Source organism: Variovorax sp. WS11 (genome assembly GCF_010499245.1).
In the GTDB taxonomy this organism is placed as follows: Bacteria; Pseudomonadota; Gammaproteobacteria; order Burkholderiales; family Burkholderiaceae_C; genus Variovorax.
In genome coordinates this window covers 235,965-252,813 of record NZ_JAAGOW010000005.1, presented here as the reverse complement: position 1 = coordinate 252,813, position 16,849 = coordinate 235,965, and the positions used below count along the sequence as shown (strand labels likewise).

Sequence of the window (16,849 nt, the reverse complement as noted above, 5' to 3'; positions counted from 1 at the left end):
CCGACATGAACAACGACCTTCAACGGCAGATCGCCGAACGATTCGCCCGCCTGCCGGCCGAGCGCAAGCAGGGCTTCCTGAAGAGCCTGCGCGAGCAGGGCATCGACTTTTCCGTACTGCCCATCGTGCCGGCGCCCGGGGGCGAGAGTCAGCCGGCCTCCTATGCGCAGGCGCGGCAGTGGTTCCTCTGGAAGTTCGATGCCGCGAGCACGGCGTATCACATCTCGGGTGCGCTGCGGCTGGAAGGCGAGCTCGATGCCGATGCGGTGGATGCCGCCTTCGGGGCGCTGGTCGCGCGGCATGCGGCACTGCGCACCCGCTTCGAGGCCCAGCCCGACGGCATGGCGCGGCAGGTGGCGCAGCCGGCCCTCGCGCTGCACATCCCGCGCACCGACCTGCGGGGGCTGGACGCGCCCGCGCGCGACGCGGCGGCGAAGGCCGAGGCGCTGCGCATCACGCAGACGCCCTTCGATCTCACGGCCGGGCCGCTGCTGCGCGTCGGGCTGATTCGCATCAGCGAGCTGGAACACCTGCTGGTGATCGCGATGCACCACATCGTCTCCGACGGCTGGTCGATGCAGCTGCTGGTGGAGGAGTTCGCGGCGCTGTATGGCGCGCATCGCGAAGGCAGGCCGCCGGCGCTGCCCGCGCCGCCCATCCAGTACGCCGACTACGCTGCCTGGCAGCGCCACTGGCTCGAGGCCGGCGAGAAGGAGCGGCAACTCGCCTACTGGACGCGCCAGCTCGGCCACGACCATCCGGTGCTGCAGCTGCCCGCCGGCCATCCGCGCCGCGCCGACGGCCGCTACCGCGCCGCCACCGGCAAGTTCGAGCTGCCGGCCGAACTGGCGCAGGCCGTGCGCCGGCGCGCGCAGGCGCAGGGAGCGACGCTCTTCATGGCCTTGCTCGCGGGCTTCCACGCGCTGCTGCACCGCTACACGGACCAGGCCGACATCCGCACCGGCATGCCCATCGCCAACCGCCACCGTCCCGAGACGGAGCGCGTGGTGGGCTTCTTCGTCAACACGCAGGTGCTGCGCACCGAGGTCGGGCGCATGCTGCCGCTGGCCGCGCTGCTGGACCGCGTGAAGGAAGCCGTGCAGGGTGCGCAGGCGCACCAGGACCTGCCCTTCGAGCAACTGGTGGAGGCGCTGCAGCCCGATCGCAGCCTGGGCCACAGCCCGCTGTTCCAGGTGGTGCACAACCACCAGCAGGTGGGTGCCGCGTCGGCAGTGCAGCTGCCCGGCCTGGCGCTCCACGGCCATGCGCTGAACGAACAGGCGGCGCAGTTCGAGCTGACGCTGGACACCACCGAGGATGCGCAGGGCCGCGTCGGGCTGGTGATGACCTATGCCGAGGAACTGTTCGCGCCCGCGACCATCGAGCGCCTGGCCTCGCACTACCTGGCCATGCTGGAAGCGCTGGCGCAACGGCCGGAGCAGACCGTGGGGGAGGTGGTGCTGCAAGGCGCCGAAGAGCTGGCCCGCACCCGGCAGTGGGGCGACGCGGCCCTGCGCGGCGTGCAGCCGGCCGAGCCCATCCACCACCGCATCGAAGCCCAGGCACGGGCCCGGCCGGAGGCGGTGGCCGTGGTCTGCGAAGGCGAGGCCTTGAGCTACGCCGAGCTGAACGCGCGCGCCAACCGGCTCGCGCACCGCCTCGTCGCGATGGGCGTGCGGCCGGAGTCGCGCGTGGGCATCGCCATGCCGCGCTCCGCGCAGATGATCGTGGGCCTGCTCGCGATCCTGAAGGCCGGCGGGGCCTACGTGCCGCTGGACCCCGACTATCCGGCCGAGCGCCTCGCGTACATGGCCGCGGACAGCGGCATCACGCTGCTGCTCACCGACAGCGCGGTGCTGCCGCGCCTCGCGGTGGATGCGGCGCTGCCGGTGCTGGAGATCGACCGCGCCGACGCTTTCGGCGATGACGCGAGCGAGCCCGCCGTGGCGGTGCATCCCGACCACCTGGCCTACGTGATCTACACCTCCGGCTCCACCGGCCGGCCCAAGGGCGCGCAGCTGTGCCACCGGCAGGTGAGCCGGCTGCTCGATGCGACGGCGCCGTGGTTCCGTTTCGGGCCCGAGGACGTGTGGACGATGTTCCATTCCTACGCCTTCGACTTCTCGGTGTGGGAGATCTTCGGCGCGCTGTGTACCGGCGGCCGGCTGGTGGTGGTGCCCTACTGGGTGAGCCGCTCGCCGGAGGACTTCCTGGCCTTGCTGCGCGAGCAGCAGGTGACGGTGCTCAACCAGACGCCCTCGGCCTTCCGGCAGCTGATGCATGCCGCGGGCGCGCGCGACGCCACGACCGGCCTCGCGCTGCGCTGCGTGGTCTTCGGCGGCGAGGCGCTGGAGCCGGAGAGCCTTCGGCCCTGGATCGAGCGCCACGGCGACGCCATGCCGGCGCTCATCAACATGTACGGCATCACCGAGACGACGGTGCACGTCACCTGGCGGCCGATCACGCGCGCCGACCTGGCGGACGGGCAGCGCAGCCCGGTGGGCGTGGCGATCCCCGACCTCGGCCTGCGCGTGCTCGACGCCGACCTGCGCGAGCAGCCGGTGGGGGTGCCTGGCGAGCTGCACGTCTCGGGCGCGGGCCTGGCGCGCGGCTACCTGAACCGCGCCGCGCTCAGCAGCGAGCGCTTCGTGGCCGACCCCTTCGACACGCAGGGCGGCCGGCTCTACCGCACCGGCGACCTGGTGCGCTGGCGTGGCGACGGGCAGCTGGAGTACCTAGGGCGCATCGACCACCAGGTGAAGATCCGGGGCTTTCGCATCGAGCTGGGCGAGATCGAGGCGCAGCTGCAATCGCAGCCGGGCGTGCGCGAGGTCGCAGTGCTGGCGCAGGAAGGGCCGGGCGGCGCGCGCCTGGTCGGCTACGTGGCGGGCGAGGCAGAGCCGACGGCGCTCAAGCGCGCGCTGTCGGCGGTGCTGCCCGAGTACATGGTGCCCTCGGTCATCATGGTGCTGGACGCACTGCCGCTCAACGCCAACGGCAAGATCGATCGCAAGGCGCTGCCGCAGCCGGAGGCCGGCACCAGCGCCGGGTACGAGGCGCCTGTGGGCGAGGCCGAGCAGGCCGTCGCGGCGCTGTGGGCCGAGCTGCTGGGCGTGCCGCGCGTGGGCCGCCACGACAGTTTCTTCGAGCTGGGCGGCCATTCGCTGCTGGCCATCCAGCTGCTGGAGCGCCTGCGCCAGCAGGGCCGCGAGGCCCCGGTGCGCCTGCTCTTCCAGCAGCCCAGGCTGGCCGAGTTCGCCGCGGCGCTCGAGGGCGGCGACGGCGCGTCGCGCCGGGCGGTGGTCGTGCCGCCCAATGGCATTCCCGGAGGCTGCACCGCGATCACGCCCGCGATGCTGCCGCTGGTGGCGCTCGACGATGCGCAGATCCGCCGCATCGAAGCCGCCGTGCCCGGCGGCGCGGCCAACATCCAGGACATCTATCCGCTGGCACCGCTGCAGGAAGGCATCCTGTTCCATCACCTCATGCAGGCCGAGGGCGACGCCTACGTGACGACCCTGCTGCTGGGCTTCGACAGCGAGCCGCGGCTGCGGCGCTTTCTCGACAGCCTGGCGCGGGTGATCACGCGCCACGACATCCTGCGCACCGCGGTGCTGTGGGAAGACCTGCCCTCGCCGGTGCAGGTGGTGTGGCGCGAGGCGCCGCTGCCGCTGTCGTGGTTCGCGCCCGAGGCCGGCGGCGGCGCGGTCGCGGACCAGCTGAATGCCCACGTGCATGCCAGCCGCTACCGCATCGACGTGCGGCAGGCGCCGTTGATCCGCGGCATTGCCGCGCGCGACGAAGAGAACGGGCGCTGGCTGCTGCAACTGCCCACCCACCACCTGGCGCTGGACCACACCTCCGAAGAACTGCTGGTCGAGGAGATCGCGCTGCTGCTGCAGGGCCGCGAGGCCGAGCTGCCCGAGCCGGTGCCCTTCCGCAACTACGTGGCGCAGGCCCGCCTGGGCGCGAGCGCCGCCGAGCACGAGGCCTTCTTCCGCGGGATGCTGGCGGACGTGGACGAGCCCACGGCGCCCTTCGGACTGGCCGACGTGCGCATCGAGGGCGCGCAGGTGATCGAGGAGCGGTGCCTGCTGGACGGCCCGGCGGCGCGCGCCCTGCGCGAGCAGGCGCAGCGCCACGGCGTGAGCGCGGCGACCGTCTTCCACCTGGCCTGGGCGCTGGTGCTGGGCCGCACCACGGGGCGCGACGACGTGGTGTTCGGCACCGTGCTCTTCGGCCGCATGCAGGGCGGGGAGGGCGCGCACCGCGCGCTGGGCATGTTCATCAACACGCTGCCGCTGCGCCTGCGGCTCGGCGAGGGAACGGTGGCGCAGTGCCTGCAGCAGGCCAACGCGGCACTGGCGGACCTGCTGCACCACGAGCACGCGCCGCTGTCGCTGGCGCAGCGCTGCAGCGGGCTGCCGGGGGCGGCGCCGCTGTTCTCGACGATCTTCAACTACCGACATGCGCAGGTCGCGGACCCGGAGGGGCAGAACGCGATCTGGGCGGGCATGGAGATGCTGGGGGCGGAGGAACGCACCAACTACCCCTTCACCGTGTCGATCAACGACCGGGGCGAGGCCTTCGAGCTGGTGCTGCAGGTGCATCGTCCCGGTCAGCGCGCGGCATGGGGGATGCTGCAGCAGGCGCTGGGCTGAGATCGTGGAGGCGCTGGCCGGGGGCGCGGGGCGGCAGGTGCGGATCTGGGCTTGCTGAGCGATAGCGAGCGCGGGGTGCAGCGGGCTAAATGGACAACGAGGCCGCTATGAGGATGTGCGGCCGGTGCACAGCTGGATCGGGCGGCGCGGTAGTTGTAGCCGGACAGCGGGCGAGTGGTCTTCGGTGATGTCATCTTGAGCTACGGAGCTCAACGCGCGCGCCAACCGGCTGGCCATCATCTGATCGCGCTCGGTGTGCAGCCCGACATGCCCGTGGGCGTGCTCATGGAGCGCTCGGTCGAGATGGTCGTGACCTTGCTGTTGCCGTGATGAAGTGTCGGCGGCGCCTACGCCATCGACCCGGTACTCGCCGAACGCATTGCCTACATGCTCAGGACGGCGAAGCGTCGCTGGTGCTCGCGCACCCATCATGGCCTTGCTGCATCCGCGCAAGTGCTGGCCGTCGATATGCCTGATCTCTCGGGTGGGTGACCAACCCGGGAGTGGAACTCACGGGAGAACACCTCGCCTACGTCATCCCGCACTCCGGCCCCACCGGCGCCCCAAGGGCGCAGCCAACCGCCATGTCGCTCTTCAACCGCCTCGCCTGGATGCGGGAGGCCTGCGCCCCGCAGCCCGGCGCGAAGTGTGCTGCAGACCCCCTTCCTCGCTTCGACGTGTCGGTGTGGGAGTTCTTTTGGCCGCTGATGCAGGGGCTGTGCTCGCCGTGGCAGTACCGGGTGACCATCGAGATCCAGCCCGCCTGATCGCTTTGATCGAGCAGCAGCGTCAGCACCGGCACCTCGTGCCCTCGATGCTGGCAGGCCTTCCCTGGGTCATAGGAGGTGAGCGCTGCATCAGCCTGCGCCGCATCGTGTAGCGGAGAAGCCTTGCCCGGAGCTGGTGCAGGCCGAGGTCTTCAGGCGATTGCCCGGGCGCGCCTCTTCAACCTCTGCGGCCCCACCGAGGCGGCTGCCATCGACGTGACGCTGGACCTGCAGGGAAGATGCCACAACCGCGGCCATCTGCCGCCCAGCCAGGCCACCCATGCATGTAGCTGGACGCGCACCTGGAACCCCCGTACCCACGGCGTGGGCGGAGAGCTGTACCTGTGGGGCGGCGTCGGCCTCACGCGGCTTCTGCACAGTCCCGCGCTCAGCACCGAGCGCGCTTCGTGGCCGATCCTTCGACCCCCAGGGAGAGCAGGCTCTATCGCACTGGGATCGGGTGCTGGCGCGAGGATGGTCAGCTGAGTACCTGGGCCGCCTGGACCATCAGCGAAGATCCGTGGCCTGCGCATCGAACTCAGGGAGACGGAGGCCCAGTTGCTGGCGCAGGAGGGCGTGCGGCGGTGGTGGTGGCACAGCAGGGCCGGTGGGGCTCGGCCTCGTCAGTTACGTGTCGGGCCAGACCGAAGCGGCAACGCTGAAGAAATGCGGCGCAGAAGCTGCCTGAGTATTACGGTCCCCGCGGTGATCGCTGGGCTCTGCTGCCGCTGAACGCCAACGGCAAGATCGACCGCAAGGCGCTGCCCGCGGTGGAGGCGCAGGAGCAGGGCGCCTACGAAGCGCCTGAAGGCGAGATCGAACAGGCACTGGCCGAGGTCTGGCAACAGGTGCTGGGTGTCGAGCGCGCAGGCCGCCACGACAACTTCTTCGAACTCGGCGGCGACTCCATCCTGAGCCTGCAGATCGTGGCGCGCTTGCGCCAGCGCGGCTGGAAGATCACGCCGCGGCAGATGTTCGAGCACCACAGCATTGCGCCGCTGGCGCGCGTGGCCGAGGCCCTCGACGGCAGCGCCCCCGTGGCACCCGCACCAAGCAGGCGCGGCACGCTGCACGACTTCCTCGACGCCGATGCGGTGGCCGCACTGGTCCTCGATCCAAGCCGCATCGAGGACGTCTATCCCCTCGCGCCCACGCAGGAGGGCATGTTCTTCCACTCCATGGAAGCCCCCGGCTCGGGCCTCTACGTGAACCAGCTCGACATCGAGGTGCGCCATCTCGATGCGACGCGCCTCGCCAGCGCCTGGCAGGCGATGGTGGCGCGGCACGCGATGCTCCGCACCGGCTTCCTGTGGCAGGCCGGCATGCAGCGGCCGCTGCAGATCGTGTTCCGCGAAGCCGATGCACCGGCCGTGCTGCTCGATTGGCGCGGCCAGGACGATCAGCAGGAACGCCTGGCTGCACAGGCCCACGCGCTGCTGACCCGCAGCGTGGACTGGCTGCGCCCGCCGCTGTCGCAGGTGACGCTGATCCGGCTGGACGACGATCGCCACCGGCTGATCTGGACGCACCACCACATCCTCTCCGACGGCTGGACCGATTCGCGGCTGATGGGCGAGTGGCTGCGCAGCTATGCAGGCGAGGACCTGCCGGCCGCGCCGCCGGTCTACGGCGACTACCTGCGCTGGCTGCAGGCGCAGGACGCGGGCGAGGCCGAGCGCTTCTGGAAGGCCGAGCTCGCGCGCACCGACGAGCCCACGCTGCTGGCCGAGGCGGGCCCCGGCAACGCGCAGCGCGAGGGCTTCGGCAAGATCTACACCCGCCTGGACCGCGACCAGACCGCCGTGCTGCAGGCCTTCGCGCAGCGCGAGCGCGTCACGCTCAACACGCTGGTGCAGGCGGCCTGGGCGCTGCTGCTGCACCGGCACACGGGGCGCGACGAGGTCGTGTTCGGTGCCACGGTGGCGGGGCGTCCGCCCTCATTGCCCGGCGCCCAGGAGATGATGGGCCTGTTCATCAACACCATCCCGGTGCCGCTGCGGCCGGACGCGAGCCTGGCGGTGGGGAACTACCTGCGCACGGTGCAGGCCACCAACCTGCGGCTGCGCGAGCAGGAGCACGCAGCGCTCGCGGACGTCCAGCGCTGGGCCGGCTCGGCCGGCCGGCCGCTGTTCGACAGCATCATCGTGTTCGAGAACGTGCCCATCGACCAGACCCTGCGCAGCCTGGAGCGCTACGGCCTGCAGTTCGGCGAGGCGAGCGGCGGCGGCCTCACCGGCTACGCCATGGACCTGCAGGTGATCGCCGGCGAGACGCTGGAGATCGAGTACTGCTATGGCCGCCAGGCCTTCGACGAGGCCTTCGTGGAGGCCCTGCGCGCCCAGATGGAGCAACTGCTGCGCCAGATGGCCGCCGATGCGCAGCGTGCCCTGGGCGAGCTGGCCTGGCTGGACGCCGAGACGCAAGCCCGCACCCTGGCGCGGGGCCGCAACGAGCCCGCTGGCGCGCCGGTGCCCCACGGCCCCGTGCACCGGCTCATCGAGGCGCAGGCCGCGCAGCGCGGCGATGCGATCGCGCTGCTGCTGGGCGAGGACGAGCTCAGCTATGCGCAGCTCAACGCGCGCGCCAACCGTCTCGCGCATCACCTGATCGGCCGCGGCGTCGGGCCGGACGTGCTGGTCGGCGTGGCGTTGGAGCGCTCGCTGGACAGCATCGTGTCGCTCTTGGCGGTGCTCAAGGCCGGCGGCGCCTACGTGCCGCTCGACCCGGCCTACCCGGCCGAGCGGCTGGCCTACATGATCGAGGACAGTGGCATCGCGCTGCTGCTCACGCAGGAGGCGGTGCGCCCGCGCCTGCCGGCAATGGACGGTGCCGCGCTCGTCGTGCTGGAGGCGATCGACCTGGCCGGGCAGCCGGCGCACGATCCGCGCACCGGCGTGCAGCCCGATCACCTGGCCTATGTGATCTACACCTCCGGCTCCACCGGCCGCCCCAAGGGCGTGGCCGTGGCGCACGGGCCGCTCGCGATGCACTGCCTGGCGACGGCCGCCATCTACGGCATGGGGCCGCAGTCGTGCGAGCTGCACTTCATGTCCTTCTCCTTCGACGGCGCGCACGAGCGCTGGCTCACGCCGCTGTGCGTGGGCGCGGGCCTCGCGCTGCGCGACAACGAGCTCTGGACCGCCGAGCAGACCTACCAGGCGCTGCACCGCTACGGCGTGACGAATGCGGCCTTTCCGCCGGCCTACCTGGGCCAGATCGCCGACTGGGCCAGCCTGCGCGACGATGCGCCGCCGGTGGAGCTGTACGTGTTCGGCGGCGAGGCCATGCCCCGCGCGGCCTACGACAAGGTCTGCCGCAGCCTGCGGCCGCGCCTGCTCATCAACGGCTACGGTCCGACGGAGACGGTGGTGACGCCGCTGATCTGGAAGACCACGGCCGACCGCGGCTTCGACTGCGCCTACGCGCCCATCGGCCGCCCGGTGGGCGAGCGCAGCGCCTACGTGCTGGACCCGAACATGCAGCCGGTCGCGCACGCCGCGATCGGCGAGCTCTACATCGGCGGCTATGGCCTCGCGCGCGGCTACCTGGGGCGCAGTGCGCTCACCGCCGAGCGCTTCGTCGCCGACCCGTTCGCGGCCGATGGCGGGCGCCTCTATCGCACGGGCGACCTGGTGCGCTGGATGGACGACGGCAACATCGAGTACGTCGGCCGCGCCGACCACCAGGTGAAGATCCGCGGCTTCCGCATCGAGCTGGGCGAGATCGAGGCGCGCGTGCGCGAAGTGCCCGGCGTGCTCGACGCGGCCGTGGTGGTGCGCGAGGGCGCCTCGGGACGGCAGCTCGTGGCCTATGCGGTGCCGCTGGCCGGGGCGCCGTCCGGTGCGCTGCCGGCGCGCATCCGACAGCAGCTGGCGCAGCGGTTGCCCGAGTACATGGTGCCGGCGCGCGTGATGTGCCTGCCAGCGCTGCCGCGGTTGATCAGCGGCAAGCTGGACCGCGCGGCCTTGCCCGAGCCCGCCGCCCCGGCCGCACCAGTGTCCCGCGCACCGCGCAACGCCGTCGAGCAGCGCCTGGCCGAGATCTGGCAGCAGGTGCTGGGCGTGGAGCGGGTGGGCATCGACGACAACTTCTTCGCGCTGGGCGGCGATTCGATCCTGAGCCTGCAGGTGATCTCGCGCGTGCGCAATGCCGCTCTGGGTTTCGAGCTGCGGCTGCGCGACCTGCTGCGCCACCAGAGCATCGAGGCGCTGATGGCGAGCCGCGAGGAGGCCGCCGAGGCGCCGCAGCCGGCCCCCGCGACGCAAGTGGCACAAGTGGCCGCCGAGGGCGAGCTGCCTCTGACGCCGATCCAGTCGTGGTTTTTCGGCGAAGCGATTCCCGCGCCCCACCACTTCAACCAGTCGGTGCTGCTGCATGCACGCACGGCATTGGACGAGGCCGCGTTGGCACGGGCCATCGCGCAGCTGGCGGTCCAGCACGATGCGCTGCGCATGCGCTTCCGGCCGCAGGCCGATGGCGGCTGGACCCAGGCCTATGCGGCGCAGGCCGATGCCGACTTGCTGTGGCATCGCGACGTGGCAGGACCGGAGGACATCGAGCGCGAATGCGACAGTGCGCAGCGCAGCCTCGCGCTCGATGGCGGCCCGGTATGGCGCGTGCTGCACCTGCGCCATGCGGACGGCAGCGCACGGCTGCTGATCGTGGTGCACCACCTCGTGATCGACGGCGTGTCGTGGCGCGTGCTGCTGGAGGACCTGCAGGCGCTGTACGCGCAAGGCGGCGAGGCCGTGTTGCCGGCGCGCACCGCGCCGTACAAGGCCTGGGCGCAGCACCTGCACGCGCGCGCGGCCGGCCCCGCCGCGCTGGCCGAACTGCCGTACTGGCGCGACCAGCTCGCGGTGCCGGGCGATCTGCCGCGCGACGATTCGAATGCGCGGCCGCGCATCGCCGACAAGGCGGTGGTGCCGATGCGGCTCGATGCCGCGCTGACGCAGCAACTGCTGCGCGTCGCGCCCGCGGCCTACGGCACGCGCATCGACGACCTGCTGCTGGCTGCGCTGGGCCGCGCCGTGTCTGCATGGACGCAGCGGCCCGACACGCTGATCACGCTCGAGGGCCATGGCCGCGAGGGCGATGCTGCAGGGCTGGACCTGAGTCGGACGGTGGGCTGGTTCACCAGCGCCTATCCGGTGCGCCTGCCGGCGGGCGGGCGCAGCGTGGAGGCGTCGATCCGCGCGGTCTCCGCGGCCTTGCGCGCGGTGCCGGACAAGGGCATCGGCTTCGGCCTGCTGCGCCAGCTGCATCCCGACGCGCAGGTGCGCGAATCGCTGTCGATGGTCGAGCCGCGGATCACCTTCAACTACCTGGGGCAGTTCGACCAGACCTTCGGCGCCGATGCAGCCTTCGCGCCGGCGCAGGAGTCGGCAGGTGCGGAACGCGATGCGGACGGGCCGCTGGCGAACTGGCTGGAGGTGATCGGGCAGGTCTACGACGGGAAGCTGTCGCTGGGCTGGGTGTACAGCGCGCGGATGTTCGAGGCATCGACCATCGAGCGGCTGGCCGAGGCGTGCCGGGTCGAGCTGGGCGCCATCGTTGCGCATTGCGTAGCGAAGGTGGAGGAGGGCAGTGGGCAAAACCCGGGTCCAATAGCAGACCTTGGTCCCTTGCAAGCCGCCAAATATACTGAGCCGAGCCCCGCCGCATCGGCTTTGGGCAAGGCTTGAAGATCGTTCAATACGGAAGGCCATTCTGGTGAACAAGAAGCTACTACATTGCGCCGCGGCGGCACTGCTGTGCGTCACTTCCTGGGCCGGCGCCCAAACACAGGCGCAGACGCTGCCGCTGAGCCCCGAGCAGCAGCGTTTCCACGACATCTACAAGGAACTCGTCGAGATCAACACGACCCATCTGACGGGCAACAACACCGAAGCGGCGCAGGCCATGCGCAAGCACATGTTGGATGCGGGGTTCAAGGCCGACGAGATTCAACTCTTCGAGCCTTACCCGAACAAAGGCAACCTGGTCGTTCGCTACAAGGGCACGGGCGGGAAGAAGCCGCTTCTGCTGCTGGCCCACCTCGACGTGGTCGAGGCTCGCCGTCAGGACTGGAAGACGGATCCATTCAAGCTCAAGGAAGACGACGGCTACTTCACCGCGCGCGGCGCGTCGGATGACAAGGCCATGGCAGCTTCGTTCGTCTCTGTCCTGGGCCAACTCAAGCGAGAGGGGTTCAAGCCCACTCGCGACATCGTGCTGGCGTTGACGGCTGACGAGGAACTCGGGGACGTGCCCACCAACGGCGCCTTCTGGCTCTTGAACAACCAGCGCGCGCTGCTCGACGCGGAGTTCGGTATCAACGAGGGCGGCGGCGGCCAGCTCAACAACGGCAAGCCGGTACTACACCGCATGCAGGTTGCAGAGAAGATGTACACGACCTACAAGCTCGAAGTGCGCGATGTCGGCGGCCACAGCTCCCTGCCGACGCCTGCCAACCCGATCTACGAGCTCAGCGCGGCACTGGATCGACTCGGTGCGTTCCGCTTCCCCGTGAAACTGGCCGACGTCACGCGCAGCTACTTCGAAAAAAGCGCCCAGTTCGAAACCGGTCAGATGGCCGAGGACATGCGCGCGGTCGCGTCTGGAAAACCGGACGAGGCTGCGATCGATCGCCTGTCGCGCTCGGCGCTCTACAACGCCACCCTGCGCACCACCTGCGTGGCGACGCAACTCCTGGCCGGCCATGCGGAGAACGCGCTGCCGCAGTCGGCGAAAGCGACGGTGAACTGCCGCATCCTGCCGCACGACGATCCCGCTGAGGTCGATGCCACTCTGCGCAAGGTCCTGGCCAGCAGTCGCATCAAGATCGAAACAAGCAATCCGCCGCTCAAGAGTCCGGCGTCGCCGCTGCGCGCCGACGTGCTGGAAGTCGTCGATTCCATCACCCAGCAGATGTGGCCCGGCATCCCGGTGGTCCCGACGATGAGCACGGGCGCAACCGACAGCCGGTTCATGCGCAACGTCGGCATCCCGATGTACGGCGTTTCCGGCATCTTCTCGGAGCCCAGCGACGCTCGCGCCCACGGCCTGGACGAGCGCGTTGCCATTCCGCGGCTCTACGATGGCCGCGAGTTCATGTACCGCATGGTCAAGCAGCTTTCTCAGTAGGCGTGATGCTGGGCGCGGCTCGCGCCACACCCCTCTGCGGACGAAGAGGATCGATCGCTGATGCAGAGAATTCGCTATCTGGACAAGCTGATCAATGAGCTCGCGAAGGGAAGGAAGATGGAGAAGGTTCTGCGGCAATAGCACCAAGGCCCATGCCGCGGTGCAGCGAACCGCGCTGGCTCTCTGCGGCACACTCCATGCGATGCCCGCTGCCAAATCCGCCATCCAACCCGACTCCTCCCCGACCTTGTTCAAGAGCGCCAAGGCTTTCGAGGCCTGGCTGAAGAAGAATCACGCCACCTCCGACGGCCTCTGGCTCAAGATCGCCAAGCGGGGCGCCAATGAACCCAGCGTCACCTACCCCGAGGCGGTGGAGATCGCGCTCTGTTGGGGCTGGATCGACGGCCAGAAGAAAGGCGTCGACGACCAGCACTTTCTCCAGCGCTTCACGCCGCGGCGCGCGCGCAGCATTTGGTCGAAGATCAACGTCGACAAGGTCGCGGCGCTCATCGAGGCGGGCCGCATGCAGGCGCCGGGCTACGCGCAGATCGAAGCCGCCAAGGCCGACGGACGCTGGGCGCAGGCCTACGACGGAGCGCGCACGTCCGCGGTGCCGGAGGACCTGTTGGCGGCGCTTGAAGCCGAGCCGAGGGCAAAGGCCTTCTTTGCAACGATCAACGCGGCCAATCGCTACGCGGTGCTGTGGCGCATACAGACGGCCGTGAAGGCCGAGACGCGCGCCAGGCGCATCGCCCAGCTGGTGGAGAAGCTCGCGCGCGGCGAGACCGTCCACATCTTCAAGCCCAGTGCCAAGGCATGACCGCGAGGCTCACGCGTGGTCTCCTGGGCCACACCTCTTGAAGCGCGGCCACGAGGCTTCACCGGATGCCACCGACGGCCTCGGCACTTCCTTCGGAACCAATTTTCAGGTCGAGACAAATGTCGAACATTGGGCTCGAGAGCCTGGCTGTACGCCAGCGGCCATGAGATGCTATGTAGGACTACCCGAGTCACCCCCGTTTAGTTACAACGGGATTTCCAACCTCTAGACAAGGAGACGGAAATGACGACCCAGACAGTCCTACCAGACAAGGATACGGCGATAGCCGGTGAGCTGTACATCAGCTTCGAGTTGGGCGACAAGAAGTGGAAGGTGACGGCGAGCGACGGCTGCCGTGGCCCGAGCCGCTACAACGTGGACGCGGGCGACACGACAGCGGTCGTCGATTGCATCCGCAAGGTTGCGGAGCGCTGCAAGCTTGGGCCGCAGTGCAAGGCTCATTCCTGCTACGAGGCAGGTCGCGACGGCTGGTGGTTGCACCGCTGGCTGGTTCAGCAAGGCGTCGACAACATCGTGGTCGACGCCGCGAGCATCGAGGTGAACCGACGCGCCAGGCGGGCCAAGACCGACCGCCTCGATGGTGACAAGCTGCTGGCGATGCTGCTGCGCCACCACGGTGGCGAACGCGTTTGGTCGGTGTTGCGCGAACCGACGCCCGAGGACGAAGACGCGCGCCGCACGCATCGCGAGCTCGCCCGGCTGACGACGGAGCGCACCGCACACATGAACCGCATCGGCTCGCTGCTCGTGCTACACAACCTGCGCCCGAACGTCGTTATCGGCGGGCGTGATTGGGCAAGCTGGTGGGAGCGTCATCGCGAGGAAGTGCCGCCTGTGTTGCGTGCCGAAATCGAACGTGAGAGCGCACGGCTGTCGCTGGTCAAACAGCAGGTGAAGGCGTTGGAAGCTGAACGGCGACTGGAAGTCGAAACTGGCAAGCAGCCGGTGGTGGCGCACCTGACTCAGTTGCGGGCCATCGGTCTCAAGACGGCCTGGGTGCTGGACAAGGAGCTCTTCGGCTGGCGGCGCTTCGCCAACCGGCGCGAGCTTGCCGGCTGCCTGGGCCTGGTGCCCACGCCCTATGACAGCGGGGGCAGCAAGATTGAGCAAGGCATCAGCAAGGCCGGCAACAGGCGAGTGCGAGGCTTGCTGGTGGAGTTGGCTTGGAGCTGGCTCCGCCTACAGCCCGGCAGCGCACTCACGCAGTGGTTCAACCGGCGCTTCGCCGGCGCGGGCAAGCGCATGCGCCGTGTGGGGATCGTGATGGTGGCTTCATAAAGCACTCCTCACAGCTGAGAGTTGGGATGATAGACGTCGGGTAGCGTCTCGCGATGGTTCTTCAAGTGACCTGAGGTGCGTATGCGATCACGGAGTTGCTGCTCCTGTTGGTCGGTGATCGTGATCCACCAGGGGCCCTGTGCGCCGAGATGGCGTGCATCAATAACTCCGCGCTTTATCCAGTAGCGAACAAAATAGACACTCACGGATAGGCGATCAGCAAGTTGCCCGGCTGTGAGCTCTTCTGGACGCATCAGACAGACGGAAGGCACGGCGTAGCGAATGCGGATCCATTTGATCATTGCCCGCGTAATTGGCAGTCCACGCGGACTGCGAAGGCCCTCTTCATTCAAGGCCTGGACGATCTGTTGATTGGAGAGCCGGCTGGACAGTTCTCGTATGCGTTCGATGATCTGGCGCGGGTAAAGCATTTGGTCTGCGATCGGGCTTGGGAGAGGAATCGTGGTGTCGGTGCAGGCACCCCCTTGCCAGCGAACGTGCAGAACGACCTGTCTCGCATCAGTGAGTTTCTCGACCGTGATGTCGCGGATGAGCAGTCGCAGCATCCGCTTGCGATCCTTCGACTGGGTCGTCGCAGCGCGCCAGACGCGCGGCAGATCACGAGCCAGAGCCAGAACCTTCGTCTTCTGCTCGGGCGTCACGACGTGGGCCTTCTGGGTCTGGAAATTTGCGGCTTCGGACTTGACTTCGTCAATGTGCAACATGGCTTCGTTCCAGCGGCGCTCAAGGCTTGCGGCGACCAGGCGATTGGACGGGTCGACTTCTTCATAGCGGCGTTTGGCCAATGCGCAGTCATACTCGGCGCGCTCGATTCGCATGTGCCACTGACGCATGACGGCTTGGTTGCGCTGCTCAAGGTCGTTCAAGGCTGCCAAGGCCAACTCGAGTTCGGCTGGCTTCAGGGCCTTGAATACCTCTGCGCAGATGGCGTCGTCGAGCAGCTCGGTGCGCACACTGAAGCAGTTCTTCGTGGCCAGCCCTTCGCGGCGCCTCCAAGTGCATTGGTAGGTGGGATAGATGCCGCCGTTGCCTTGATAGCGCACTAGGACCGCCCGCCCGCAGGTGCCGCACAACAGCATTCCCTGGAGCAACGCAAGGCCTTCGCGTGCCGGACCGCTGAGCACGGTCCCTTCCGCGTTATTGCGGTTATTCGCCAGGCGCCGCTGGTTCTGATCGAACTCCTCCACGGTGAGGTAGCCCTCGTGGTGTTCACGCAAGTGGACACGCCACTCCGGCATGGGGACCGCCCGCACATTCTTGCGCACCTCGCCCTCGGGGGTGATGCTTCTGGCGTACTGGCGGCGGCCGAAAACGTAGCTGCCGGCATACATCGGGTTCCTCAGCAGGGTCAGAATACGACTCTGGCTGAGTCGACCCCAAACGAGCTTGGTAGCCCACACACCTCCATTGGCGCGCTTTGGGAAGCGCAGGCCGTCCCTTGCAAAGCGTTGGACAACGGCGTAGGCACTGCCCGTTTCCCGGAACACTCGAAACGCCAGTTGCACGGCCCCCCGCACTTCGTCGTCGGGATCCATGACGATGCGGTCGTGGTCGTCAAAGCAAAAGCCTACCGGCAAGGGGAAGCGCAACTCACCCTTCTGCGCCTTGTTCAGCTTGCCGCCCAGGAGGCGCCCGCGCAAGAAATGCAGTTCGGCCTGGGCCATCGTGCCCTTGATTCCGAGCACCAGTCCGTCGTTGAAGTCCGCGGGGTCGTAGCAGCCATCGGTATCGATCACCAGGGTGTGCGTCAGGGCACACAGTTCCAGGAGCCGATGCCAGTCGAGGCTCGAGCGCGCCAGGCGCGACACCTCCAGGGCAAACACCGCTCCGACCTGGCTCATCGAGACATCCGCCACCAACGTCTTGAAGTCCTCGCGACCGGCGATCTGTGCCCCCGAGCGGCCCAGGTCCCGATCCAGCACGCGGATCGACCCCTGCGGCCACCCCATGGCCCGTGCCTTGTCCTGCAGCGCATATTGGCGCTCGGTGCTCTCCTGGTTGTGACGCACCTGACCCGGTGTCGACTGCCGCACGTAGATGTACGCCGGTTTGCTCAGGTGCGCTTGAGTGATGGTCGTGTTCATCGCAGGCCTCCACACTGGACATGAGCGTCGGGTCGGCCTCGATCATGGCGATCAGCATGTTGGCCAACAGAG

8 protein-coding genes and 1 pseudogene are annotated in these 16,849 nt (G+C 68.8%); 8 read left to right on the top strand and 1 reads right to left on the bottom strand.

Annotated elements, in window-relative coordinates; all coding sequences use genetic code 11:
• Positions 1 to 5 precede the first annotated feature (5 nt).
• From GXN78_RS35800 to GXN78_RS35770, 8 genes and pseudogenes are all read left to right on the top strand, one after another.
• Entirely contained in the window at positions 6 to 4,661 is a 4,656-nt protein-coding gene (locus GXN78_RS35800) for a non-ribosomal peptide synthetase (protein WP_164256244.1), read from the top strand.
• Positions 4,662 to 4,856: 195 nt separating this feature from the next.
• Positions 4,857 to 4,991, top strand: coding sequence for a hypothetical protein (locus GXN78_RS42095; protein ID WP_275407627.1), 135 nt, complete (start codon positions 4,857 to 4,859; stop codon positions 4,989 to 4,991).
• Positions 4,992 to 5,245: 254 nt separating this feature from the next.
• A complete protein-coding gene (locus tag GXN78_RS35795) occupies positions 5,246 to 5,428 on the top strand; it encodes a hypothetical protein (protein WP_164256242.1) in 183 nt (60 codons plus the stop codon).
• A gap of 770 nt (positions 5,429 to 6,198) precedes the next feature.
• Positions 6,199 to 11,112 carry a non-ribosomal peptide synthetase gene (locus GXN78_RS35790; protein ID WP_164256238.1) on the top strand — a complete coding sequence of 1,638 codons (4,914 nt, stop codon included), beginning with the start codon at positions 6,199 to 6,201 and terminating at the stop codon, positions 11,110 to 11,112.
• A gap of 64 nt (positions 11,113 to 11,176) precedes the next feature.
• Entirely contained in the window at positions 11,177 to 12,553 is a 1,377-nt protein-coding gene (locus tag GXN78_RS35785; protein WP_239143143.1) for a M20/M25/M40 family metallo-hydrolase, read from the top strand.
• A gap of 39 nt (positions 12,554 to 12,592) precedes the next feature.
• A pseudogene (locus tag GXN78_RS35780) lies at positions 12,593 to 12,694 on the top strand (DUF2200 family protein); the annotation flags it as partial.
• 61 nt (positions 12,695 to 12,755) lie between these two features.
• Positions 12,756 to 13,373, top strand: coding sequence for a YdeI/OmpD-associated family protein (locus tag GXN78_RS35775; protein ID WP_106561371.1), 618 nt, complete (start codon positions 12,756 to 12,758; stop codon positions 13,371 to 13,373).
• 243 nt (positions 13,374 to 13,616) lie between these two features.
• On the top strand, positions 13,617 to 14,672 hold the full coding sequence (locus tag GXN78_RS35770; protein ID WP_239143117.1) for an IS110 family transposase: 1,056 nt from the start codon (positions 13,617 to 13,619) through the stop codon (positions 14,670 to 14,672).
• An 8-nt stretch (positions 14,673 to 14,680) separates the two neighbouring features.
• On the opposite strand, the gene GXN78_RS35765 is transcribed toward GXN78_RS35770, so the two are convergent.
• Entirely contained in the window at positions 14,681 to 16,777 is a 2,097-nt protein-coding gene (locus tag GXN78_RS35765; protein WP_106561480.1) for a recombinase family protein, read from the bottom strand.
• Positions 16,778 to 16,849: the final 72 nt, after the last annotated feature.

What these genes read in the sequence shown, in the direction of transcription:
- GXN78_RS35800 (WP_164256244.1), top strand. Translation starts at nt 6, where the DNA reads ATGAACAACGACCTTCAACGGCAGATCGCCGAACGATTCGCCCGCCTG.
- GXN78_RS35795 (WP_164256242.1), top strand. Translation starts at nt 5,246, where the DNA reads ATGTCGCTCTTCAACCGCCTCGCCTGGATGCGGGAGGCCTGCGCCCCG.
- GXN78_RS35775 (WP_106561371.1), top strand. Translation starts at nt 12,756, where the DNA reads ATGCCCGCTGCCAAATCCGCCATCCAACCCGACTCCTCCCCGACCTTG.
- GXN78_RS35770 (WP_239143117.1), top strand. Translation starts at nt 13,617, where the DNA reads ATGACGACCCAGACAGTCCTACCAGACAAGGATACGGCGATAGCCGGT.
- GXN78_RS35765 (WP_106561480.1), bottom strand. Translation starts at nt 16,777, where the DNA reads ATGAACACGACCATCACTCAAGCGCACCTGAGCAAACCGGCGTACATC.